Source organism: Vibrio sp. Vb1574, assembly GCF_033338675.1.
This window is the reverse complement of record NZ_JAWOTC010000001.1, coordinates 225641-249683: the sequence shown is the minus strand read 5'-3', so window position 1 is coordinate 249683 and position 24043 is coordinate 225641. Positions and strand designations below refer to the sequence as shown.

General features: G+C 45.7%; 15 protein-coding genes. 4 read left to right on the top strand and 11 right to left on the bottom strand.

Translation table 11 applies throughout. The features are described from left to right. The 4 genes from R7O12_RS01075 to R7O12_RS01060 all read left to right on the top strand — a co-directional run bounded on the left by R7O12_RS01075 (window position 1) and on the right by R7O12_RS01060 (window position 5152). Entirely contained in the window at window positions 1–1230 is a 1230-nt protein-coding gene (locus R7O12_RS01075) for an ammonium transporter (RefSeq protein ID WP_005386568.1), read from the top strand. A gap of 152 nt (window positions 1231–1382) precedes the next feature. After that, on the top strand, window positions 1383–2396 hold the full coding sequence (locus tag R7O12_RS01070) for a Fe(3+) ABC transporter substrate-binding protein (protein ID WP_005386566.1): 1014 nt from the start codon (window positions 1383–1385) through the stop codon (window positions 2394–2396). A gap of 99 nt (window positions 2397–2495) precedes the next feature. Then, window positions 2496–4121 (top strand): ABC transporter permease, encoded by a 1626-nt coding sequence (locus tag R7O12_RS01065; protein ID WP_053304117.1) that lies wholly within the window; start codon window positions 2496–2498, stop codon window positions 4119–4121. Next, the gene (locus tag R7O12_RS01060) at window positions 4121–5152 is read left to right on the top strand and encodes an ABC transporter ATP-binding protein (RefSeq protein ID WP_005380055.1); all 1032 of its coding nucleotides are present in this window, start codon (window positions 4121–4123) and stop codon (window positions 5150–5152) included. The genes R7O12_RS01065 and R7O12_RS01060 overlap by 1 nt, the downstream gene beginning before the upstream one ends. Window positions 5153–5309: 157 nt before the next feature. Here the strand turns inward: R7O12_RS01060 and R7O12_RS01055 are convergent, their stop codons facing one another. The 11 genes from R7O12_RS01055 to R7O12_RS01005 form a co-directional block, all read right to left on the bottom strand. After that, entirely contained in the window at window positions 5310–6722 is a 1413-nt protein-coding gene (locus tag R7O12_RS01055; protein ID WP_005380053.1) for a phosphoglucomutase/phosphomannomutase family protein, read from the bottom strand. 125 nt (window positions 6723–6847) lie between these two features. Next, a complete protein-coding gene (locus R7O12_RS01050) occupies window positions 6848–9256 on the bottom strand; it encodes a GH36-type glycosyl hydrolase domain-containing protein (RefSeq protein WP_318125559.1) in 2409 nt (802 codons plus the stop codon). 84 nt (window positions 9257–9340) lie between these two features. Then, on the bottom strand, window positions 9341–11260 hold the full coding sequence (locus R7O12_RS01045; RefSeq protein WP_054579084.1) for a beta-N-acetylhexosaminidase: 1920 nt from the start codon (window positions 11258–11260) through the stop codon (window positions 9341–9343). An 8-nt stretch (window positions 11261–11268) separates the two neighbouring features. Continuing rightward, a complete protein-coding gene (locus tag R7O12_RS01040; RefSeq protein ID WP_005380046.1) occupies window positions 11269–12159 on the bottom strand; it encodes an N-acetylglucosamine kinase in 891 nt (296 codons plus the stop codon). A gap of 2 nt (window positions 12160–12161) precedes the next feature. Beyond that, window positions 12162–13901 carry a glycoside hydrolase family 9 protein gene (locus R7O12_RS01035; RefSeq protein ID WP_053349851.1) on the bottom strand — a complete coding sequence of 580 codons (1740 nt, stop codon included), beginning with the start codon at window positions 13899–13901 and terminating at the stop codon, window positions 12162–12164. A gap of 63 nt (window positions 13902–13964) precedes the next feature. Continuing rightward, on the bottom strand, window positions 13965–14960 hold the full coding sequence (locus R7O12_RS01030; RefSeq protein ID WP_053304111.1) for an ABC transporter ATP-binding protein: 996 nt from the start codon (window positions 14958–14960) through the stop codon (window positions 13965–13967). 47 nt (window positions 14961–15007) lie between these two features. Then, window positions 15008–15991, bottom strand: a complete 984-nt coding sequence (locus tag R7O12_RS01025) for an ABC transporter ATP-binding protein (protein ID WP_005386550.1) — start codon at window positions 15989–15991, stop codon at window positions 15008–15010. A gap of 2 nt (window positions 15992–15993) precedes the next feature. After that, on the bottom strand, window positions 15994–17019 hold the full coding sequence (locus tag R7O12_RS01020; protein WP_025768199.1) for an ABC transporter permease: 1026 nt from the start codon (window positions 17017–17019) through the stop codon (window positions 15994–15996). 2 nt (window positions 17020–17021) lie between these two features. Further along, a complete protein-coding gene (locus R7O12_RS01015; protein WP_005380038.1) occupies window positions 17022–18008 on the bottom strand; it encodes an ABC transporter permease in 987 nt (328 codons plus the stop codon). A gap of 170 nt (window positions 18009–18178) precedes the next feature. Further along, window positions 18179–19861 carry an ABC transporter substrate-binding protein gene (locus R7O12_RS01010; RefSeq protein ID WP_005380037.1) on the bottom strand — a complete coding sequence of 561 codons (1683 nt, stop codon included), beginning with the start codon at window positions 19859–19861 and terminating at the stop codon, window positions 18179–18181. 782 nt (window positions 19862–20643) lie between these two features. Further along, a complete protein-coding gene (locus R7O12_RS01005) occupies window positions 20644–24030 on the bottom strand; it encodes a response regulator (protein WP_005380036.1) in 3387 nt (1128 codons plus the stop codon). Window positions 24031–24043: the final 13 nt, after the last annotated feature.

Here is a 24043-nt window from a genome sequence, read left to right as displayed (position 1 = left end):
ATGGAATTAACAACAACAGTAACCGAGTTACGTTACGCACTTGACACCTTTTTCTTCCTCATTTCCGGTGCGTTGGTAATGTGGATGGCAGCAGGCTTTGCGATGCTAGAGGCTGGCCTTGTGCGCTCTAAAAACACAACAGAAATTCTTACGAAGAACATCTGTTTGTACGCCATCGCATGCACGATGTTTCTGATTGTCGGTTATAACATCATGTATGTCGATAATGGAGAAGGAGGCTGGTTACCTTCATTTGGTACGCTAATTGGTACTCAAGGTGAAGGGGCCGACCACTCTTTAGAGTCTGACTTCTTCTTCCAAGTTGTCTTCGTTGCAACTGCTATGTCCGTCGTTTCTGGTGCGGTAGCTGAGCGCATGAAGCTTTGGTCTTTCTTGATTTTCTCTGCGATTTTAACTGCGTTTATCTATCCAATGGAAGGTTACTGGACATGGGGTGGAGGCTTCCTAGCAGAAGCTGGATTTAGTGACTTTGCGGGGTCTGGTATCGTACATATGGCAGGTGCTTCTGCTGCTCTTGCTGGTGTGTTACTGCTTGGCGCGCGTAAGGGTAAGTACGGTAAAAATGGTGAAATCTATCCGATTCCAGGTTCTAACATGCCTTTGGCAACGTTGGGTACTTTTATCCTTTGGTTTGGCTGGTTTGGATTTAACGGTGGTTCTCAGTTGATGGTTTCAGATTTTGAGAATGCTACAGCGGTAGGTCAGATCTTTCTAAACACTAACGCAGCAGCGGCTGCTGGTGCAATTGCGGCGCTATTCGTTTGTAAAACTACTTGGGGTAAAGCCGATTTAACGATGATCCTCAATGGCGCGCTAGCTGGCTTGGTTGCCATCACTGCAGACCCTCTATCGCCATCACCACTGTACGCGGTTGCGATTGGTGCGGTGTCGGGTGCACTAGTAGTATTCAGTATCATTGCTCTAGATAAACTTAAAATTGACGATCCAGTAGGTGCTATCTCAGTTCACGGTGTGTGTGGTTTCTTCGGCCTAATGGTAGTGCCACTGAGCAACGGTGATGCAACGTTTGGTGCACAGCTTTTAGGTGCCGTAGTTATCTTTGCTTGGGTATTTGGTGCTAGCCTAGTTGTGTGGGCAATCTTGAAAGCGACCGTTGGGATTCGCGTTACAGAAGATGAAGAAATGGAAGGTATGGACATGCATGATTGTGGTGTTGGTGCTTACCCAGAGTTTGTTACGGTGAAATAATCATTAGCTTGTAATAAATGGTTACACACTTAACACAATAAAACCTGCTCCGATGAGCAGGTTTTTTAATATTCGTCATTGTCTTCTTATTGAACATACATATAATAACGCAACTGATAAACGTTATCATTAGCATGGTAAAGGATTAAACAATGAAAAAACTGCTAACTCTTTCAGCACTAACTTGCGCTACTCTAGCTCCAACAGCAATGGCTGCTGAAGAAGTGAACGTCTACTCTTACCGTCAACCTTTCCTAGTTGAACCTATGTTCAATGAGTTCACTAAAGAAACTGGTATCAAAGTAAACGTAAAATTTGCTAAAAAAGGCTTAGCAGAAAAGCTAGCTCAAGAAGGTGAGTACAGCCCTGCTGACGTTATTCTTACGACAGACATCAGCCGTCTAGCTGAACTGACAAACAAAGGTTTAGTTCAGAAAGTCGATAGCAAAATCATTGAAGAAAACGTACCTGCTCAATACCAAGATAAAGAGAATGAGTGGTTTGCTCTAACTCTACGTTCTCGTAGCGTTTATTCATCACGTGATCGCGTAGGTAAACTAGGCGCAGATTTCAACTACGCAGACTTAGCTAAGCCAGAGTTCAAAGGTAAAATTTGTACTCGTAGCGGTAAGCACCCGTACAACGTTTCTCTAGTTTCAGCAATGATTGCTCACAATGGCGAAGCAGAAACCAAAGAGTGGTTAGAAGGCGTGAAAGCAAACCTTGCTCGCAAACCACAAGGCAACGATCGTGCACAAGTTAAAGCGATCAAAGAAGGCCTATGTGATGTTTCTCTAGGTAACAGCTACTACCTAGGTAAAATGGTTAACGACAAAGAGCAAAAAGCTTGGGCTGATGCAGTTTACATCAACTTCCCTAACCAAGAGACTACAGGCACTCACGTGAATATCTCTGGTATGGCGATGGCTAAGTACTCTCCAAACAAAGACAATGCTGTGAAGCTAATGGAATTCCTAACGGGTGACAAAGCGCAGCAAATGTACGCAGAAGTTAACTACGAGTACCCAGTTAAAGAAGGCGTGAAGCGTTCTGAGCTTGTGGAATCTTGGGGTGACTTTAAAGCAGACAAGCTTTCTCTAGACGATATTGCAGCCAACCACGAAGCGGCAATTAAGCTATTAGATGAAGTGAAATTTGACCTTTAATTCCTTGTGGGGGTATAACAGTACCCCCATTTGATTAAAGGATATGAGATGTATTTGCAACAGCATTTGTATTTCATACAGCCTTGCAGTAATTAGGCGATGAAAGATAAACACTCTTTATGGAAAACCAGTAGTGGGGTAATAACTCTGCTACTGGTTTTGCCGATCTTAGCGATCTTCTACACCGCAATTGGTGAAACGGATGATTTGTTTGCTCATTTAATGGCAACGGTCATGCCGACTTATATTTTTAACACGGTTGCGCTAACTGTTGGCGTAATGGTGCTGTCCTTAATTCTTGGTATTCCAAGCGCTTGGATAATGGCCATGTGTAAACTGCCGACCGAAAAATGGTTGCAGTGGGCATTGGTGCTACCTCTTGCAATGCCAGGTTATATCATTGGTTATATTTTTACTGATTGGTTTGATTTTGCAGGCCCGATTCAGATCTTTTTGCGTGATGTAACCGGATGGGGACCTGGCGAGTATTGGTTCCCTGACATTCGTACGTTGCCTGGTGCGACCTTTGTGTTGGCTTTGGTGTTGTATCCTTACGTGTATTTATTGTGCCGGGCTGCGTTTATGGAGCAAAATGTATCTTTATTGCAAAGCGCGCGTTTGCTCAAGTGCTCTCCATGGGAAAGCTTTTGGCGCATCTCGATGCCGTTAGTAAGACCCTCTATCGCAGTAGGTTTATCATTGGTCGCAATGGAGACCATCGGTGACTTTGGTACGGTAAGTTACTTCGCGGTGAATACGTTAACCACAGCGGTCTACGATACTTGGTTGGGGTACTCTAATCTTAATGCGGCAGCCAAGATTTCTGCCATGATGCTCGTCATTGTAGTACTGCTTCTTAGTGCCGAACGATACAGCCGCCGTAAACAAAAGCTTTTTCAAAGCCAATTTAACAGTCACGAAGATTTTCGTTACGAGTTGACGGGCTGGAAAAAGTGGACCGCACTGGTTTGGTGTTGGGGCTTGGTTTCAGTCGCTTTTATTTTGCCGCTACTACAGCTGATTGATTATGCGATCACTTATTTTGCGCAGAGTTGGACCTCAGAGTTTCGTGAATACGCATGGAATAGCTTAGTTGTGTCTGTTATTGCTGCGATTATTGGTGTTGCTGTCGCACTGATCGTTAACTTTACCCATCGAGTCAATGGTAAACGAGAAAGCTTGGCATTTATGCGTCTTTCTTCTATGGGCTATGCAGTACCAGGAACGGTACTAGCCATCGGTGTGATGGTCGCTGTGCTGTTTATGGATCATCGTGTCAACGACGTTGCTAAAGCCATGGAGTGGGGAAGACCGGGACTTATTTTTTCTGGCTCCATGTTCGCCCTGGTTTTTGCCATGGTTGTGCGCTTTTCAGCGGTGGCGATTGGTAGTATCGAAAGTAATTTAAATAAAATTTCTCCGTCGTTAGATATGGCATCGCGCACTATGGGTTGTAAGCCCAATGTCATGCTGTGGCGCGTGCACTTTCCGCTGGTTAAGCGCGGTGCACTGATTGCGGCTTTATTAGTGTTTATCGAGTCGATGAAAGAGCTTAATGCGGCTTTGTTACTTCGTCCGTTTAACTTTGAAACACTAGCCACATACGTTTATAACTTCGCCTCGGATGAGCATTTAGAATTGGCCGCTTTGCCAGCGGTTCTGTTGGTTCTTGTTGGGTTGATCCCGCTTGTTGTTGTTAACCGTTCACTGGAGCAAAATCACTGATGAGCTGTGCATTATCAATTAAAAACCTAACGTGCCAATATGACGATCAAACTGTACTCGAATCATTGTCTCTTGAGGTAGAACAAGGGCAGATTGTCTGTTTGCTAGGAGCCAGTGGCTGTGGGAAAACAACACTATTAAAGGCCGTTGCGGGATTATTGCCGTTAACGTCAGGCGAAATGAGTCTAAATTGCGTCACAATTGATGATGGGGAAAACTGGTTGCCGCCAGAACAGCGTAATATCGGGATGATTTTCCAAGATTACGCACTTTTTCCTCACTTGACGGTGGAGCAAAACATTGCCTTTGGCTTAAAGCAGTGCTCGACAAAAGAGAAAAATGCCAAAGTTCAAGAGATGTTAGAACTCGTGCATCTTCAAGGTTATGGCGATCGTTATCCTCATCAATTGTCTGGTGGACAGCAGCAGCGTGTTGCGATTGCTCGCTCATTAGCTTACAGCCCAGACTTATTGTTACTTGATGAACCGTTTTCTAATATTGATACGCAAGTTCGCCATGAGTTGATAAGTGAGATCCGTAAGATTTTTAAGGCCCAAGGTGTGACTGCCATTTTTGTTACGCATAGCCGTGAAGAGGCTTTTGCTTTCGCCGATAAAATGGCAGTGATGAACAATGGAGTCATCGAGCAATATGGCACAGCATCTGAGCTTTACTACCAGCCTTCAAGTAAATTTGTCGCTGATTTCTTAGGTGGTGGCAGTTACCTTGCTGCTAAACGGGTTTCGAATTCAGAATATGAAACCCACTTGGGCGTGGTTGAAGCCACGGCTCAACAAGATATTCCAGTACAGGCGGAGTGCTCTTTACTGCTAAGACCGCAGCATGTGCAAATTCAATCCGATGAAGATAGTTCGGTAACCGTATTGGAACAGCATTTTATGGGTGATCACTGCCGTTATGTGATTAACGCGAATGGTGACCGTTTGTTAGCTACAGCTTCGCAAGCATTAAATATAGGTGAGTCCGTCGCGGTGAAAATTGAAACGCAAGGCGTCCTGGCATTTGCTTAACGCTCCTGAGTATCTTTTCTATCTCGTTTACGACTTCCCAACATACAATAAAAAAGCCCGGCTGTGGAGCCGGGCAAGTGCTCTTCTCCTGTTGATGAGCGCCTTTTCAGACAGCGTTGACTCTCATCATAGTGCTCGAAGCGGGCACAAGGTTCAGTTATAAAGACAAGAAGTCTTTAAACTGTTGAAGAACACGTTCCGCAGTGTCCTTATCTTGCATCTCTGCAAAAATTCGTAGCAGTGGCTCAGTGCCAGAGAAGCGAGCGATGATCCAACCGCCGTTCTTGAAGTAGACTTTCGCACCATCTTCATAGCTGACTTTTTCGATTTCAAACTCAAACTCAGGCAACTGCTTTTCAACATAAATCTTGTTGAACAGTACGTCTTTTTGCGCTGGTTTGAACTTGCAATCGCCTTCTGCCATGTAGGCATAGCCGTACTTGCCGTAGATTTCATCCAGCAACTCAGACAGCTTCTTGCCGGTTACTGAAATCATTTCTACCAATAGGCTTGATGCGAATACGCCGTCTTTACCTTTGATGTGGCCGCGAATGGTTAGGCCACCAGAGCTTTCCCCGCCAATCAGTGAGTCATCCGCTTCCATTTGGGAGCTGATGTGCTTAAAGCCTACAGGAACCTCAAAGCATTTCTCGCCATGATCTTCGGCGACTTTATCGAGAAGGTGGGTGGTTGCGATGTTACGTACCACGGAGCCTTTCCAGCCTTTGTATTCAAGTAGGTAGTAGTAAAGCAGCAGTAGCACTTCATTTGGATGAATGAAGTTACCTTTTTCGTCGATAATACCAAGACGGTCCGCATCGCCATCAGTACCGATGCCAATATCGTAACCTTGCTCTTTCACTAGGTGCATCAAACGGTAGAGTGTTGCAGCGCTTGGCGAAGGCATTAACCCACCGAAGTCTGGGTTTTTGCCATCGTTAATCACATCAACGTCACAGCGGCCGTTGATTAATACGGTTTGCAGTGCGTTTTTCGCGACACCAAACATTGGGTCGATCAAAACACGTAAATTCGCCTTCTTGATCGCTCCGATGTCGATAAAGTCGATGATTGAGTCAACGAATTCGTTCATCGGATTGATGATTTCAATCAGCTTATCTTCAACCGCTTGTTCAAAGTCGACGCTTTTTACATCTTGCGCAGTGAGCGCGTCTATTTGTGATTCGATTTTTTGGGTGATGATTTCATCTGCGTCACGACCACCTTCAATGAAGACTTTAATGCCGTTGTAATCGGCAGGGTTGTGTGATGCGGTAATACATGCCGAGTATGCGCAGCCCATTTCTTTCGCTTTAAACATTACGATAGGTGTTGGGACAAATTTGTCGATAAAGCTAACCATAATGCCGTTTGCTGCTAGAACTTCAGCGAACCAACGACCTGCTTTATCGGAAAGAAAACGACGGTCATAGCCAATCACAAAACCGCGATCAGCAACCGATTCGTTATTCGTGATGTTTGCAACTGCTTGGGCAACCAAGCGTACGTTATCTTTGGTGAACTCCTCACCAATAAATGCACGCCAACCGCCTGTACCAAATTTGATCATGATTCGATCCTCGATAAGAGCGGCATCCCACCGCGTCTTAAATCTTTGCTAGCGAACCGATGCACTTGTAAAACATAAATGCACCGGATAAATCAAAAGGGGAGAAGGACTCCCCCAAAAGATGATTAACCTAGAGTAACGATAACTTCGTTTACTGAACCTTCCGCTTGAACTGGTACAGATGCACCATTTACAGCTTCACCGTTCACGGTAATCGACTTAACGCCTTTGCTTACTGAGTCTGGGTTAACGACTTTGATGTTGTACGTTGCTCCTAGCCATTGGCGAGTCACTTCGAAACCAGGCCAGTTCGTTGGGATACATGGATCGATAGTTAGGCCATCGAAGCCTGTACGCACACCAAGAATAAAGTTGGTAACAGCGAAGTAAGCCCAGCCTGACGTGCCTGTTAACCATGGGTGGTTTGCACGACCGTGGTCTTGGTGGTCACGACCCATGATGAACTGAACGTATGAGTATGGTTCTGCAATACGTTTTTCGATGATGTCGTTCTGGTTGTATGGGTTTAGCGCATCGTAGAACTTCATTGCACGATCACCACGACCCAGTTTCGCTTCAGCTACCCAAGCCCATGGGTTTGGATGCGAGAATATCGCACCGTTCTCTTTTACGCCTTGGTAAACACGAGTTACGAAGCCGATATCATCATTCGGTGTTGCAAAAGATGGTGAGTTTAGGTGAAGGCCGTATTCAGAGAACAGGTTCTCATCGACAGCGTCCATCGCTTTTTCGCCGCGCTCTTGAGATACCGCACCAGAAAGTACCGCAAGTGTGTTTGACTCTAGGTGTACTCGGCCTTCCGCTTGTTGCGCAGTACCGATCTTGTCGCCATTCTTCGTCAGACCACGGATGTACCAACCGCCTTCGTCATCCCAAAGGTGGGTTTCACACGCTTCACGAACGTTTGCTGCCATCACCGTGTATTTTTCAACGTCGGCTTGTTTACCTAGGTATTTCGCTAGGTCGATGAACTCCTGCAGTGCCCAGAAATGTAGGAATGACACCATTGACGATTCGCCGCCACCTAGGTTCAGACAGTCGTTCCAGTCTGCACGCAGCCCTTTACAGATACCGGTTTGACCTACGTATTCAGCCGAGAAGTCTAGCGCGGCTTTCATGTGGTCATAAACCGTTGCATCGCCACCGTCGGCGTAAGGGAGCACTTCGTCGAAGAAGCTGTGCTCACCGGTTTCCATCACGTACTTACAGATGGTTGGAACTAGCCATAGATGGTCATCGGAACAAGTGTCTTCGATGCCGTGAATTTTGTCTTCATCAGAAGGTGTTGGAACTACGGTTGGAGACTTCGATGGTTTAACATCCGCTTTTTCTGGGTCAAACCAATCTGGATCGAATAGGTGTAGACCGTAGCCCGCTTTTACTTGGCCACGCAGTAGGTCAACGATACGTTTGCGCGTCATTGCTGGGTTAGCGTGAGGAACTGAGATTGCATCTTGCGCTGTATCGCGGTAACCAAGACCTGTACGGCCTCCCACCTCGATGAATGAAGCAAAGCGAGACCACACAACACAAGTTTCCGCTTGGTATAACGTCCAAGCGTTGATCATGGTGTCTAGGCCTTCGTTTGGCGATTTCACTTGGAACTTGCCACAACGCTCATCCCAGTGTGCTTTGATGCCAGCAAATGCATTGTCGACTTCTGCAAGGTCTTGGTACTTAGCACGTAGACGCTCACCGTTGCCTTTACCGATACCTAGAATGTAAGCAAAGCGAACTTCTTCACCTGGTTGGATAGTAAATTGCTTGTGCAGAGAGCCACAGTGGTTGTAACACGTTTGTGCGGTGTTAAAACACTTACCTTGTTCTACTGCTAGTGGGTTTGCTTCGTCGCGGTATAGACCTAGGAAGCTATCACGTTGACCGTCGTATGAATCTGGATCAAACGTTGACGCTAGGTAGTAGAAGCCTTCGAAATCGTTAGTGTTGTAGTACAGGTCGTATTCAATCACACCTTCGTTGTAAGCCGTACCTGCAGAGTAGAGAGACATCTGGTGGTTTTGGTTATCAGACTGAATGTGGCTGAATGAGAACTCAACAAATGAGAATGCACTGATCGTACGTGGTTTGTCAGAGGTGTTTTTAATCACTACATCCCAGATTTCAGCGTCTTCGCCTTTTGGCACGAACAGAGTTTTTGTTGCGGTAATACCGCTGTATTCACATTTGAACTTAGAGTAAGACAAGCCGTGACGAACTTCGTAGTTTGCTTCGTCTAGGCTCTTCGCAACTGGTTGCCAAGAGATTGACCAGTAATCACCTGTCTCATCATCACGCAAGTAAACGTAGTGTCCTGGGCGATCGAATGTCGCATTTGGACGGAATTTAGTAACACGGTTGTATTCTGGAGAGTTGTAGAACGAGTAGCCACCCGCGTTGTGCGAGATAACCGTACAGAACTTCTCAGTACCTAGGTAGTTGGTCCATGGTGCTGGTACGTCAGGGCGAGTGATGACGTATTCGCGATTCTCGTTATCGAAATAGCCGTATTTCATTTGTGTCTTTCCTTTTTACGAAGCTGCATCAGCAGCCAAAATTTAAAAACTCTTCAAGCGTGATGTTTCGACATCAGTTTTGTATTACTTCCACGGTTTACGGTAATTCACTCCCTGCAAATCAAGCAGAGGTAGATGGCCTTTCAAGCGTGATAAATAGTCGGTCCAATCTCGGTGTTGTTTGTCTGTCCAACATGCTTCTGCCATTGCAGTTAAACGAGGGAAGATCATGTAGTCCATGCGAGGTTGGTTATTGATAATTTCGCACCATAATGCTGTTTGAATGCCCCAAATGCGCTTACGTATTGGGTCGTCAGCAGGCACTTCAGCGAGCGGCTCGTAGTTGTAAGCTTTTTCTAGTGGCAGTGGGTTTGCCCAGTCCACGCCCGGTTCTTCAGGTGCGTAGTCTTGGGTCATATCTAGGTAAGTGGTTTGTGCTGGTTGCAGCACCACATCAAAGCCTTGGCGAGCACAGTTCAATGCCGCTTCTTCGCTTAGCCATGAGTAGATCACCGTATCTTTACTGACTTTGTCGCCGTGTTGAGCTTCTTCCCAGCCCAGCATGCGTTTGCCCAATTTACGAAGTTTGTCTTCGGCATAACGCAAGAAGTGTCCTTGCAAATCTTTGTAGTCGCTGTAACCCAGTTGTTCCATTAGTGCTTGGCATGCTGGGCTTTTTGACCATACGCCGTTAGGTACTTCGTCGGCACCAATATGAACGTAAGGCGCAGGAAAAAGCGCAGAGACCTCTTCTAGCACTTTGTCGATAAATTCATAACTCCCCGGCAGAGCAGGGTTAATGACGTTGTCGTTGTAATGCTGAATACTGCGGTATTCGGTGGTATCTTCTGCTTCTACCAATAGGTGTGGTAACGACTTGATGGCGGCTCGGCAATGACCAGGTACATCAATTTCAGGAATGATGGTGATGCCGCGTTGCGATGCAAATTCGATAACGTCTTTGATGTCTTCTTGTGTGTAGAAGCCGCCGTAACGTTCATCAAAGTGCGTGTACTGTGGTTCATTGATCTCATCCAATCCGCGCCAAGCACCAATATCGGTCAGTTGAGGCAGTGATTTGATTTCAATTCGCCAACCCTCATCGTCGGTAAGATGCCAATGGAACGTATTGAACTTGTAATGAGCCAGTTGGTTGATCAAGCGTTTGACTTGCTCAACGGAGTGAAAATGACGAGCACAATCCAGCATCATACCGCGGTAACGAAAGCGTGGTCTGTCCTTGATTGAACAGCAAACTACTTCCATTGAGTTAGGTTGATCGCCAACTTTGACTAGTTGTAATAACGTTGCACAAGCATGGGTAAAACCAGACGAAGATCCTGCTTCAATTTTGATTGACTCTTCGGCTACTTTCAGTTTGTAAGCGCCTTCATCCAAGGTTGGGTTGCCTTTGAAGATGATCTGACTGCCATTGTCTGATGCGAACTCAAATTGGTGAATGCGCTTAAGCTCTTCAAGTAGCCATTCTTTAGCTGAATTGGCCAGGCTTGAATAAACCGCGACGCCAGCATGATGATCAAAGCTAAAATAGTGATCGCTGACCTCAATATGGTTTGGTTTTGGCAGCAAGGGCTGTGCATGGGTTAAACTTGCCGGAATCTCACTGCGTTCACGGTATGGTGAAGCTAATACGATAGGCGTGACATCCACTTGTGCGCGCTGTGGGTTTCCATCAACGACAAAGTTGATCATCGCTTCGTTAAAGCCATCCGAGTAATAACGGAATGGGTTCGAACCAATACTGAATTCACAGTAATAGTGATGGTTGGCAGCCAGTACCACCCCTTCTGGTTTAAGTGTGCAAAAACTACCAATTTGAGTCAGTTGACCATTTGAAACGCTGTCTGGAAGAATGTAACGATCGAAAGCGAAAGTTAAGCTCCAGCTGTTTAGGTCTTGGTCGCTCAAGTTATGAAAGGTGAGGCCAAAGCGGCAGTTTTGTTTCTGCTCAGAAAGGACTACGAGATCAACACGATATTCCATATCTACTCCTACGCCGCACTGAGCGAGTAAAGGTTATGTTCTGGTTTGCCAGCAAACATAATTGCGCCTTCAATCGCGTCAAACTGTGGCTCAACAATCCATTGCTGAACTGGTGGTGAAAGCCAACGTACAATGCGTTCAGCTATGCTGCCCATTAAACAAATACGTGTTGCGCCGCGCTTGTTTAATGCCACGAGAAACATTTCTATATCCGCTGCGGTTTGCTTCAGCATTTCAATGGCCAGTGCATCGCCTTGTTCCGCATGTTGGAAAATAGCCGGAGAAAACTGCCCATAATCACGAGGAAGCGCCTGTTTTGACCACGCCACCACGTTGTCGACCTCATTTTCGAAATGCGTCATAACGTGTTGTGCTAGGGGCGTTTTTTCTCTGATGCCATCTTCAGCTAACAAAACTTGCTGAACTAGGCGTAGCCCCATCACTGCGCCGCCACCTTGATCCGAAATAGGGAACTCACGACCACCGACAACGTGTTGCTCCAATCCGTTAAGGTAGATGCCACAAGAACCGGTTCCCGCAATCATGATTGCGCCATCTTCGCCATTGTGCGCACCAACGCACGCACCGTAGGCATCGGTATTCAGAGTCATACTGGCAAATGGATGAGGAAGAGACATGAAGGCTTGCCAAGATGCTTTGTGCTCTGCGCCAGCAAGGGCTAAGCCGACGTGCATCGACGCGAAATCTTGTTGTGTCAGACCGCCTTGCTCGGTAGCCGAAGTGATGGATTCAAGAATCGAAGCCATTGCTATTTCAGCACCTAGCATGATGTTGGCACTGCCGCTTTTGGCCTCGCCAAGAAAATTACCTTGTGAATCTTTAATCCTGGCTCGACATGACGTGCCGCCACCATCGATACCGACAAAATACATTCCCATGATTATTCTTCCTTCATATTTTTAGAGGTCGCCAACTGAGAAACATGCTGAGCTTGACTCATTATCGCGAGTAAGTACCAAGCGCCATGCGGGATCCACTGTTCGCCCCAGCGCCAGTTTTGTAACACGTCTTCTTTTTGTGCTGGTGGGTTAAATGCAATGTCTTCCTCGTCTTCAAAGCCGCCAGTGATTCCGTTACACACGCCACCTTTTGCGTTGAAGAAACCATATTGAGGGAGGTAATCAGGGTTGTTACGACCATGGCCATCTAGCATGCACATGTCGTATGGGTTTAAGCCTACAATCCAGTTCAATGCATCTTGAGCAAACACAGAAAGTTGTTGCTGTACTTCTTGCGACGCTATATGCGGTTGAGCAAGGTATGCCATGGTCGCGAGTGAGCCCAGTCGAGCATTCTCGCCTTGCCACCAATAGCCAGATTCATTGTTGTGTGCGACAAAAAATGCCTCGCGTTTTGACTCATTTACGCCTTTAACATATTGGCGAGGGTAACCGAATGGGTTGATCACTTTATTCGATATTGTGATCTCAAACTCACACGCTAGGTTGACGATACGTTTTACCGATTCCGCTCGTGCTGAGTCGTCTTCAATTGATAGATATTCGCATAGGGCAATAACTGGTAGACCAGCTTCGGCTGCGTGAAAATATGGACGGCTGCCGTCTTGGTTTGCTGACCAAAAGTGTTGAATCTGCTCGTCGCTCATTTGGCGTGCAACTAAACGTTGCGCCCACAAACGGCTCTCTTCCAAGTAGCGAGTTTCTTTGGTTGCTTTAAACAGTTCTACACAAGCCAGTAGCGCACAGTATTCGTCGATAATGTTTTCTTCCCCATCATTGAGGTACTGCGTATTGTGCTCTTTTAAGTGCCAGTAACCATTTTCGGCAGCGTTGCGGTATTTTTGTTGATCGTATTCACCGTGAACACTTAAACGCGATGCTGCCGCTAGCGCTGCAATGGCGACACCGCCACCTTGTCGAAAGCCTGCTTGATAGTCGTCAAATTTGTGACCAAGTTGAGTTTCGTACGCGCAAATCTCGCGTTGCGCAGTATCTTTGCTCCACTTGTCAAAGACCGTCATGTAGAAAAAGCCTTTTTCGTTTTGCATACGCACAAGAAAGTCTGCACCGAACAGGGCTTCTTCAATCAGACGTGTACGTGTGAAAGCTGCAATGTCTTCGCTTCCTTCAAGCAACGAAACCCCTTTTAGGATGTTCCAAACCACCATTGGGGTTTGTTGAGGATTCAAATAATTCGCGTATGAAAGGTGACTTAAATACTTGCTAACGTCTCCTGATGCGTCGTACCAGCCGCCGTGTACATCAACCTTTTTATTGGAGTTTAGTACTGGAAGTTGTCGATCTTGTTGATCGAAGATCCCGCCGCAACGTTGCGATTTGAAGTAGTGGATCACATCTGACAAAGTTTGATCCAACAGAATGTGTTCGCCAACGATGAAAGAGGAAGAGCGCGTATCTTCTACTTGCAAGAAATAGTCACCTGACGTTGTGAAAGAGGAAAAGTCGATGAGGTAGAAATAGCCCTGATGCCAGTTCGCCACTTTACCTTGTTCTTCAACCGCAAAAGTTGCCACGGTTTGCTCGCTAGTGGCACAAATCAATTGAGCAGTGTAAGAAGACAAGTGTGGTTGTTCGGTCTGGATAATGGCTTTCTTTGGGCCCAGACGTTCATAACCAATGTGGTTAGTCAGTAGCAGCATTCAATGTCTCCGGGAAACGATAAAAACAGGAATGGGCCAGGCTGAACCTGACCCTCGTGATGATTAATCTTCAAATAAGTAACAGCGGACAAAGTGGTTGTCGGACAGTTGAGTGACGCCCGGTAGTCGTTCGCGACATTTGTCGGTAGCGTGTACACAACGTCCAGCAAATGGACAGCCGACAGATTCTGGTGTCCAAAGTGGGATTTCCCCTTTGTTGCCTTTCAGTTTCTCGTGAATAGACTTCGATGGATCTGGAACCGCAGATACCAACAGTTGCGTATATGGGTGTTGAGGATCGTGAATGATTTCTTCAGTATCGCCCCATTCAACCATGTGACCTACGTACATGACCGCGAGATCTTCAGCAATGTAACGCGCTGTTGCGATGTCGTGAGTGATGTAAAGCAGAGACATTTGTTTCTCGAACTTCATCTCTTCCATCAAGTTCAGAACACCGGCACGGATTGATACATCGAGCATCGATGTTGGCTCATCCGCCAATACCACTTCTGCACCAACTGCGATGTTACGAGCTAGGTTTACACGTTGACGCTGACCGCCAGATAGCTGGTGCGGGAACTTTTGCGCCGTTTCTTTTGGTGGAATAAGACCAACTTGTTCAAGTAGGTCGTACACACGCTCTTCCAGTTCTTTCTTGTTGCACGGTGCTACTTTCTTATGAATCAGCAGCGGGCGCGCAATATGGTGGAAGATATTGTGCGTTGGGTTTAGCGAGCCAAACGGGTCTTGCCACACCATTTGTACACCTTCACGGTAGGTCATTAAATCGTGACGAGAGGTGATGTCTTGGATATCACGACCTTTGTATTCAATGATGCCATCGGTTGGTGCGTACATTTTTGCAATCATTTTTGCAGTAGTAGACTTACCTGAACCAGATTCACCTACCACTGACAAGCCGCGGCTCTTGTACATTTTGAAAGAGACGTCGTTGATTGCACGCATCTTAGATTGTTTGATTGAGTTACTGTTTAAAGGGAAGTCCTTAACGACATTTTTACCCTCAATCAGCAGTTCGCCGAATTGTTTGCTCATAATTCTCTCCAGTGTAATTTTTGTTCTTAGCTAGCGTTTTTTTGTTGTTAAACCTTAGCTTGAGCAATGGTGTCGCCGTACAAATGGCAATTTGAGAGGCGACCTGGTTCAATTTGACGTAATTGGGTTGGTACACGTGTACATGCTTCATGTACGCGATCGCAACGAGCTTGGAAGCGGCAGCCCTGTGGTACTTCTAGCAAGTTCAAAGGGTTACCTGGAATACCAGTCAATTTGGTCTTTGGTCCAGTTAGTGGAGGGAAAGAGCTACCCAAACCTTTGGTGTAAGGGTGGTAAGGACTTTCCAGAATTTGCTTAGAAGGCGCGACTTCAATCAACTCACCTGAGTACATGATGCCGATACGATCCGAGAACTCGACCATCAATGACAAGTCATGTGTGATGAACAGAATTGAGAAACCAAACTCTTCTTTAAGCGCGTAAATTTTTTGTAGAATTTCACGTTGAACCACTACATCCAATGCGGTAGTCGGTTCGTCCATGATGATCATTTTTGGGTTCAGAGCCAAAGCGATTGCGATTACTAGACGTTGACGCATACCACCAGAGAACTGGTGCGGGTAATCACTCAATCGGCTAGGGTGGATATCAACGATTTCCAGCAGACCTTCAGCGCGTGTTTTTGCTTGAGCGCGAGTCATATTGGTATGACGCATGATGACGTCACAGAACTGCTCTTCCATGGTTAGAACAGGGTTCAAAGCGTTCATCGCACTCTGGAATACCATCGACATTTCACTCCAGCGGAACGCTTGCATGCGATCATCGCTGTACTGAAGGATATCTTCACCGTTGAAGATCACCTCACCACCTGTGATAAACGCTGGTGGCTTATGAAGGCGCATTAGTGAGAAGGCAACAGTGGACTTACCACAGCCAGATTCACCAGCCAGACCGAATACTTCACCGGGTGCAATGTCGAAGCTCACGTTGTTACAGGCGCGGACATCGCCCGCGTCTGTGATGTAGTCTACGCATAGGTTACGGATGGAAATTAGTGGTGCAGTCATGATTATTTATCTCCGCTCCATAGTGCATTTTGTGGTGCCAGTTCAGGCTCACGCTCTTTCTTGTCTTTTGCTGCTAGTTTTTTCCAGCGTTTCATGCCTTTGTGAGAACGAAGTTGAGGGTTCGCAATTTCGTCAACGGCAAAGTTCAACAGAGCAAGACCAGTAACCAGTAATGTTAGGGCAATACAAGGTGCTAGTACTTCCCACCATGCGCCAATCAGCATGGCTGATGAGGTTTGCACGTTGTAAAGCATGATGCCCCAACTGATCGTGTTGGCATCACCCAAACCTAGGAACGAAATGACCGCTTCAGTGTTGATCGCCAGCATTACTGAGCCAATGAAGCTCGCACCGACAATTGGGATAAGGTTTGGTAAAATCTCAACAAAGATGATGCGGAATGAAGACTCTCCCAATACTTCGGCGGCTTTAACGAACTCTTTCTCGCGTAGTGCCATAGTTTGAGAGCGGACAACACGTGCACCCCATGCCCAAGAAGTACCAGCGATAATCAAGGCAATAGTGAGTGGGCCTGCTTCACCGATAAAGGCCGCCAACACGAATAGCAATGGATACTGCGGAATTACTAACATGATGTTCATCGCGGCACTCAATACGTCATCCACTTTGCCGCCGAAGTAACCTGCCGATATACCAATGACTGTTGCTAAGAAGCACACGATGATGCCAGCGCCAAAGCCTACACCCAGTGATACTCGTGCACCGTAAGCCACTTGCGACCAGATATCGCGACCCATTCGGCTAGTACCTAATACGTGGTCGGCCTTTTTAGACATAATCAGTGTACGACGATCGTCTGCTAGGTTTTTAGCAACCCAACCATCAGGGTTGTTTTGTGCCTGTTTTACAACAAAGCTTGGGTATTCGTGTGGGTTACCGGTTCGCTTGTCTGGCGCATGCTTTGTAAGTAAAGGAGCGGCAATCGCAACGAACACGAACAGCGTAACAATGCCAAGACCAATGCGAGCAAATGCGTTACCTAAAATAAGTTTGAATAGTTCTTTCATGATTATTTGCCTCCCGTACGTAGGCGAGGGTCTAGAATCATGTACAGCATGTCAGCCATTAAGTTGAAGCACAGCATGAACATCGTCATGATAATTAACTGACCTTGAAGTACTTGGTAGTCACGAGCGTGAATTGCGTTCAATAGAACAGTACCTAGGCCTGGGTAGTTGAAAATCATCTCGATGATTAATTGACCACCGATGGCCATACCTAAAGACATAGACAGTGCGGTAACACTTGGAAGTAGTGCGTTACGTGCGGCGTAATTAAAGACGACGCGGTTTTCACTCAGCCCTTTACCTTTAGCCATCGTGATATAGTCTTCGGCGAGAAGGTTGATCATGTTGTTACGCATGTTAACTAGGAAGCCACCAATTTGAACGATGGTTGCACAGAATAGAGGTAGTACAGCGTGGTAACCCACGTTCTTGATGAACTCCCAGCTTGTCCAATCAGGAATAGTACCTGGCGTGTAAGCATAGCCAGATGGGAACCATTTCAGGCCAATCGCAAAGGTAAACAGTGCTAACATTGCGATAACCATTTGTGGAATCGCTTGAATGATCAATGTGCCAGGCGTTACGAATGCATCGTACTTACTACCGCGCTTCCAGGCGGCAAAAATACCAAGGACAGAAGCGATGGAGAAAGAAAGTACAACCGCAGTACCAGCTAGAAATAGTGACCAGCCAAATGCACTACCTAGTAAAGAATTAACTGAAAGAGGGTAGAACTGGATTGATGTACCTAGCTCCCAACTTAGAATGTTTTTAATGTACGAGAAGTACTGAATGTAAATTGGCCCATCAACGAAACCGAGCAGTTCTTTCATTGCTGCGATTCGTTCTGGAGTCACCTGTACTGAAGCATTAGCAAACATCATGGTAACTGGGTCACCAGGCATTGCTCGCGGAATAATAAAGTTTAACGTCGCTGCAACTAAGAGCGCGACAAGATAGAACGACAAACGTCTTAAAAAATAACCCATAACTCACACCTTACTCACCCAGATTTTTTCCCTGTTTCTGGTTTCAGGTCGCTCCTAGCGAAATTTAGAGCGAAAAATCCCCTGACGACGAGCGCCACATATTGGTTTCGTTAACAAGGGATTTTTATAGGCGGCACACGGGATGCATGCCGCTTGAAATGAACTTCTACTTATTTAACTGGTTTTAGGTCCAGTACGTGAAGTAGACGCTCTGGGATACCTGCCCAAATGTTTGGACGGCCCTTAGGGTTTTCTTCGTTCCACCAACCAGTGAAGCGAGTTGTGTTGTATTGGTACATGTACGCGCCAGATAGCACAGGAATAGTTACTTGGTCCTGAGCAATGATCTTCTGAATGCCATGAGCGATCTCTAGCTGTTCTTGCTTATCTGCTGTCTTGTAGAAGCTGTTAAGAAGACCGTCTAGCTTATCGTTCTTGTAGAAGTGCATTGCAAAGCGAGGCATGCCGTCACCAGCTTGTAGCTTCGAGTTGTAGCCACTATCCCAGTACAAGTGTGGATCTGCACCGTGGAAGTAGTTGGTGTAAGCAACGTCGTAAGTACCTTCTAGCATAGCTTGGTTGTATACCGAGAAGTCCGGTGTACGAGCACGAGCTTTAATGCCCACTTCTGCTAGTTGCTCAACGGCTAGTTGTACCGTGTTGTTGAAGTCAGTCCAACCGTTTGGTGATTGAATTAGAAGCTCGAAAGACTTGCCAGATGGTGTATCCACAAAGCCATCTTTGTTTACATCTTTGAAGCCAGCTTTAGCTAGAAGCTTTTTCGCACCTTCCGCGTTGTATGTGTTGTAGCCTTTGTACTTGTTGTGCGTCTCTTCATCAGACCAAGCTTCGAATGCGTAGCCAAGGCCAGATGCGAAGTCGTTCACTGTACCGCCGCCGTAGAAAGCGATATCAATGATAGTTTGACGGTCTAGCGCCATAGAGAACGCACGACGGAAGTCAACGTTAGTTAGTGCTTCGTTTTTCGCAGCGTCTGGGTTTTTGAAGTTCACTACAAATGCTTGAGTACCCGCTGGTGGGTACCAGTAGTGGTGATTCGGACTTGCTGCAGCGTACGTACGGTCGATGTCTGGTACGAATGAAGACGTCCAGTCCATTTCGCCGTTAACGATTTTGCCCAAGAATTGGTCGTTGTTCGCGATTTGTGGCACACGCAGACAATCTACATCTAGGTTGTCAGCATCCCAATAATTCGGGTTCTCACACTGGATATATAGCTGCGGTGTGAAAGTGTCGATTTCAGTAAATGGACCACTGCCTACTGGATTTTCGTTTGTGAATGTTGCTGGATCTTTTACTTTGCTCCATACGTGCTTAGGTACGACTGGTACTTTCGCAATTTCGTAAGGAACGTTTGAGTTTGCTTCGCTTAGACGGAATTTAACTTGGTAGTCGTTAACTTTTTCTACGCCAGTCACCCAAGAGTTGATACCAGATTGGTCTAGCTCTGGCTTCTCTTTAACTAGGTTGAAAGAGTAAACAACATCATCAGCGGTAAACGCTTTGCCATCAGACCATTTTACGCCCTTACGGATATCGAAGGTTACGCTCATCAGGTCATCAGCCATGGTAAAGTTTTCTGCTAGACGAAATACAGGCGTGTTACCGTGCATTTCGTTAAAAACAACGAGCGGCTCGTAAATAAAGTCGGTTGTTGTGTGCAGGTTAGTTGCACCCAAGAAAGGGTTAAAGTTACGAACGAAAGTTGTAAACTCTTTAGGGTGGATAGTCAGTTCACTGCGTTCAGCCGCAGTAGCTACCGATGCAAAACCTGTAGTAGCCGTTGCAATAATTGCTGTTGCTAGTGCTGTTTTTTTAATATTGGCAAGCATAGCTGTTCCTTACTATTTGCTTTCATTTCACTAAATGGAATTGAATGTCATCAATTGATAAACACTCTCTAAGACCTACCTCTTGTACATGCCTTACTCATTACAACATTGAGTTTCGCCAAGAGTGGCCTGTAGGCCTTAGGCAGGAGTAAGAAAACACCTTATCCATAAAATAATCAAACTTGATTCCCGTTAAAAACGTTAAAATCTCTGAGCTCTCCGTTATAAACGTTATTTTGGCTAATTTTAACCAGCATTGGGCCAAAAAATAAACGTTGATATGCGTCGCAGTTTATATCCTTGTTAATAATAAGTGTTGGTGATTACTAACCTGCTGGTCCTTTTTAAATATACGTTTCCTGCTTGTTTTCTAGGTTCGGAGATCTCGCTCACATGCAGAAATGGTGTTAATTAATCAGCTAAAAATTAATCTGCCGTTCTGTTGTGATTAAGTTCGCAATCTCTATCAATAGTTCGTCAAAATCCGCTTGTTATCTGAAAAATGGCCTTTTTTATCGACAGTTTTCTTCCGTTTGTTGTCCTTTTTTTATTGTATGAATGAAGTTTTTTCGGTTGCTCGAACTTACCTAGTTAAGACAAGTTAAATGGATAAGGTCGTACGTTTTGAAGACCAACAATAGATAGCGTTGTCTAACCGAATGTTCGTTATTGGAAATATGTTAATGGGGTAGGAAGAGGCGGTCTCTTTTATCTCAAGGAAGGGAATACTCGAATAACAAAAAAGCCCAGCATGCACGCTGGGCTAGTTTTTTTGATAAATATTAGCTGGTCAATAGTCGCTGTAGTTTATCTCGTTGTGCTTCTATGTATGCTCTCTCGGGGCTCTGTTCTTTGCAGTGTTCGAGAATGAACTCTATCGAGCTTAGCACCGTTCTCCAACGTGGTGTTTTGGGTAATGTTTCTATACGCATGTATTTATCTAAGGTGCGTGTTTGTAAAGTACTTCGGTCTAGATAAACGCGCCACAAGCCACTTTGCTCTGCAAATGCGAATTTACTTTCACCCGTTACAGATTCCCAATACTCTAAAGCATGTGTCATTGCGTCGACTAGAACTTCCCGCATAAGTTCTTGCTTGTCCTTTTTATTACCGAGTGCTTTGTCTGCAAGGCGCGTAAATTCTCCGCCAAGCTCTTTTAGCTTTTGCAATTGGTCTTTGTCACCATCAAATGCATAACTTGAAAGCACTTCTACGGCGGTTTCTAGATTATGTATGCGAGCGGCACTGGCTCCACCGCCGACATTAAAGATGTACATGATATCTAACCCTGAACCTTCAGGGAGCTTAAGAATGTCTGCTTCGATGTTCTGACGAATATCTTCAATATAGATATCAATCTTGCCACAGTAATGAGGTTGTTTGACGGTTAGATATTTAGGGGCAATCAGCTCATCAGCAGATGAGCGCTTTAGCTGTTCTAAGCTGCGCTTGAATAGCTTACAAGCAGCTTCGTTAGCAAAGCGAATACGCTTGTCTTCACGTAGACAGATGATAGCTTCAGGAGCCGATTCTAGCTGTTCCAACAAACGACCTTGAGTCTCAAGTAAGCTTGCTTCAACGACTGCTCGCTGTCTAAGTTCAGACTCTAGCACTTTGTTTTCCATATGGCGCATTTCTGCTTTACTTGCCGTTAAATGCGCTTGGATACGTGCCGCCAACTCTTGTTTATTAAATGGTTTCGATAAATAGTCGTTGGCTCCTGCTTCAAAACCTCTTACACGATCTTCTGTTTGACTGAGTGCGGTGAGCATAATGATTGGCAACTCGGCATGATCATAGGTTTCACGTAGTTCACTACAAACTTGGTAGCCGCTCATGCCTGGCATCATGATATCCAATAACAGAAGTTCCGGCTTCTCTTGCTCGACGAGCGCTAACGTTTCTGGCCCATCGGAGACGGTACGCACACGATAGCCCTCTAAACGTAAAAAGCTTTCAAGCACGCGTAAGTTTACTGGTTCATCGTCAGCAACATACAGTAACGGGCCGTCTGGGTTCTCTGGAAGTGATAAGTCTTCGCTGTTCTCTACATTAACTTCAGGAATTTGGAAGTGCCCGTGCGCAGCTAGAGTCTGGGTTGCTTGGATTTCTTCTTCACTGGCGAGCGGTAAAGTGAAACTGAAGGTAGTTCCGACCATTGGTTGGCTACTGACGTATAACGAGCCTCCCATTAATTCGATCAATTGCCGGCTAATGGAGAGCCCAAGCCCTGCACCTTGACGATAACGGCTCGCGTCTTGCCCTGCTTGGATAAGTGGTTCAAAAATATGCTCAAGTTGTTCTGCGGGAATTCCTTGTCCAGTATCCACGACTTGTACGCGTACATGATCATCTACCACATTAGCGGAGATAACAATTTTACCTTCTGAGGTGTATTTAATCGCATTGCCAATCAGGTTATATAGCACTTGTTCAAGGCGTTGCGGGTCAGCTGATACTGCTTTTAAATCCGCTGGGACTTGGTTGATGATGCGGATGGTTTTACTTCCGAGTAAATGGCTAGAAAGCTCTAAAACCAATCGTGTTGCACTGCCCAAACTCACTGCTGATTTCTGGATATCCATGCTTCCATAACGCATTTTATGATAATCCAACAAGTCATCGACTAGATTAGCGAGACGCTGACCACTTTTAATGATGATATCAAGCTGATATTTCTGGCTAGCGGGGATCGCACCATTGGCGCCGGACGCTAAGGTTTCAGCAATCCCGACCATGCCGTGTAACGGTGTACGAAGTTCATGAGAAGTCGTGGCTAAGAATTCATCTTTTAATTTATCGGCCAATTGCAGTTCTTCATTCTGTTTTTGAATGATCTGTATGTTGCTTTCTAGTTCTTCATTTTGCTTCTTAATGGTTTGAATCTTCTCTCGAATAGAGCGTTGCATTCGTTCAAAGCTTAACGCAAGCCGACCAATTTCATCTTTACGAACCGTATTAAAAGACGTGTCATCAAGATCCCCTGCAGAGACCTTTTCGGCAACCCAAGTCAATTTCAGCAACGGAGAAGTGATAAAGTTTGATAAATAGTGAGAAGCGATCACCACAAGGATAATGGCGATCAACATAGCGATAACGAATAGTTTTTCGAGTTGATGGATACGAGCGAAAGCTTCGTTTTCTGGTAACTGTACGACGAGCGCCCAAATCACACCACGAGTTTCAATCGGTGCATAAGCCGCGATGATCTCTTCACCTAAACCGTTTGTGTAAGTGCCGACACCAAATGCACCAGAGAGTGCTTTATCGATCACTTCTAAACTGTTCTTAATGTCGTCTTGTTTCGTGTTAATTGTGCGAGGTTGGTGATCATTTCCAACCAGCAAGGTGTTAATTGATGACTCTCGGTTGGCGTCTGCGGCTAACTTAGTGATGCCATTATTTGGCAAGCGGAACATGGCATAGCTGTGTAGATAACCTTGCTGAACAATTGGTGCACCTAGCCAAGCGACTGATTTCCCCCCTTCCAGCTCGAAGTCAGACACAATCACAGGAGTGTAGTCTTCGTTTACTTTTCGACGTTCAGTCACATCATCGGCGAGACGCTTGAAAGTTTTGCCAAGTGCCGAGTCTTTGTAGGGGCCTGATAACAAGTTCGTTCCGTAGTTATCGTCTTTGTTGATCGAGTAGGTGACGTTACCATTGATGTCGACCAGCAAAATGTCATTAAAATCAGAGCGCTTGAGGAGCTCTAAGTAGGCCCAATGATAGCGTTTATGTAAAAGTCGGTAACGTTCACTTCCTACATAGTTGGATGACTCGGGTAACGTTGAGGTTTTGATTTGGTCTCCGCTGCCCTCGATGTAGCGCTGTTGGGCGTTTTTACGAGACTCTTCAATATCATTGCCTAAACGACTAAAGGCATTGACGAGACCATAGAATCGGCCACCACTGGCGTAAGCCAGCTCTGAGCGCACAAAGCCCATGACTTCGGTTTCTCGTGCCTCAAAGTAGTCGATGATTTGCTGCTGTTTTGTATCTCGAACAGACAGTAAGTGCGAGGTGCTTTGTTCTTGCAGATCTTTACTGTGGGACTGCAAGAAAAAGATCGCAGTAATGGTAAGAGGTGTGATACTGAGCACCAGAAATGCGGTCATCAGTGTACTCTGAAGGCGCTTAAATTTCTGTTTTTTGTAGAATTTAAACATGGATAAGATTACA

Excerpts from the sequence above, each read along its gene's own strand:
- R7O12_RS01075 (WP_005386568.1), top strand. The coding sequence starts at position 1 with ATGGAATTAACAACAACAGTAACCGAGTTACGTTACGCACTTGACACC.
- R7O12_RS01070 (WP_005386566.1), top strand. The coding sequence starts at position 1,383 with ATGAAAAAACTGCTAACTCTTTCAGCACTAACTTGCGCTACTCTAGCT.
- R7O12_RS01065 (WP_053304117.1), top strand. The coding sequence starts at position 2,496 with ATGAAAGATAAACACTCTTTATGGAAAACCAGTAGTGGGGTAATAACT.
- R7O12_RS01060 (WP_005380055.1), top strand. The coding sequence starts at position 4,121 with ATGAGCTGTGCATTATCAATTAAAAACCTAACGTGCCAATATGACGAT.
- R7O12_RS01055 (WP_005380053.1), bottom strand. The coding sequence starts at position 6,722 with ATGATCAAATTTGGTACAGGCGGTTGGCGTGCATTTATTGGTGAGGAG.
- R7O12_RS01050 (WP_318125559.1), bottom strand. The coding sequence starts at position 9,256 with ATGAAATACGGCTATTTCGATAACGAGAATCGCGAATACGTCATCACT.
- R7O12_RS01045 (WP_054579084.1), bottom strand. The coding sequence starts at position 11,260 with ATGGAATATCGTGTTGATCTCGTAGTCCTTTCTGAGCAGAAACAAAAC.
- R7O12_RS01040 (WP_005380046.1), bottom strand. The coding sequence starts at position 12,159 with ATGGGAATGTATTTTGTCGGTATCGATGGTGGCGGCACGTCATGTCGA.
- R7O12_RS01035 (WP_053349851.1), bottom strand. The coding sequence starts at position 13,901 with ATGCTGCTACTGACTAACCACATTGGTTATGAACGTCTGGGCCCAAAG.
- R7O12_RS01030 (WP_053304111.1), bottom strand. The coding sequence starts at position 14,960 with ATGAGCAAACAATTCGGCGAACTGCTGATTGAGGGTAAAAATGTCGTT.
- R7O12_RS01025 (WP_005386550.1), bottom strand. The coding sequence starts at position 15,991 with ATGACTGCACCACTAATTTCCATCCGTAACCTATGCGTAGACTACATC.
- R7O12_RS01020 (WP_025768199.1), bottom strand. The coding sequence starts at position 17,019 with ATGAAAGAACTATTCAAACTTATTTTAGGTAACGCATTTGCTCGCATT.
- R7O12_RS01015 (WP_005380038.1), bottom strand. The coding sequence starts at position 18,008 with ATGGGTTATTTTTTAAGACGTTTGTCGTTCTATCTTGTCGCGCTCTTA.
- R7O12_RS01010 (WP_005380037.1), bottom strand. The coding sequence starts at position 19,861 with ATGCTTGCCAATATTAAAAAAACAGCACTAGCAACAGCAATTATTGCA.
- R7O12_RS01005 (WP_005380036.1), bottom strand. The coding sequence starts at position 24,030 with ATGTTTAAATTCTACAAAAAACAGAAATTTAAGCGCCTTCAGAGTACA.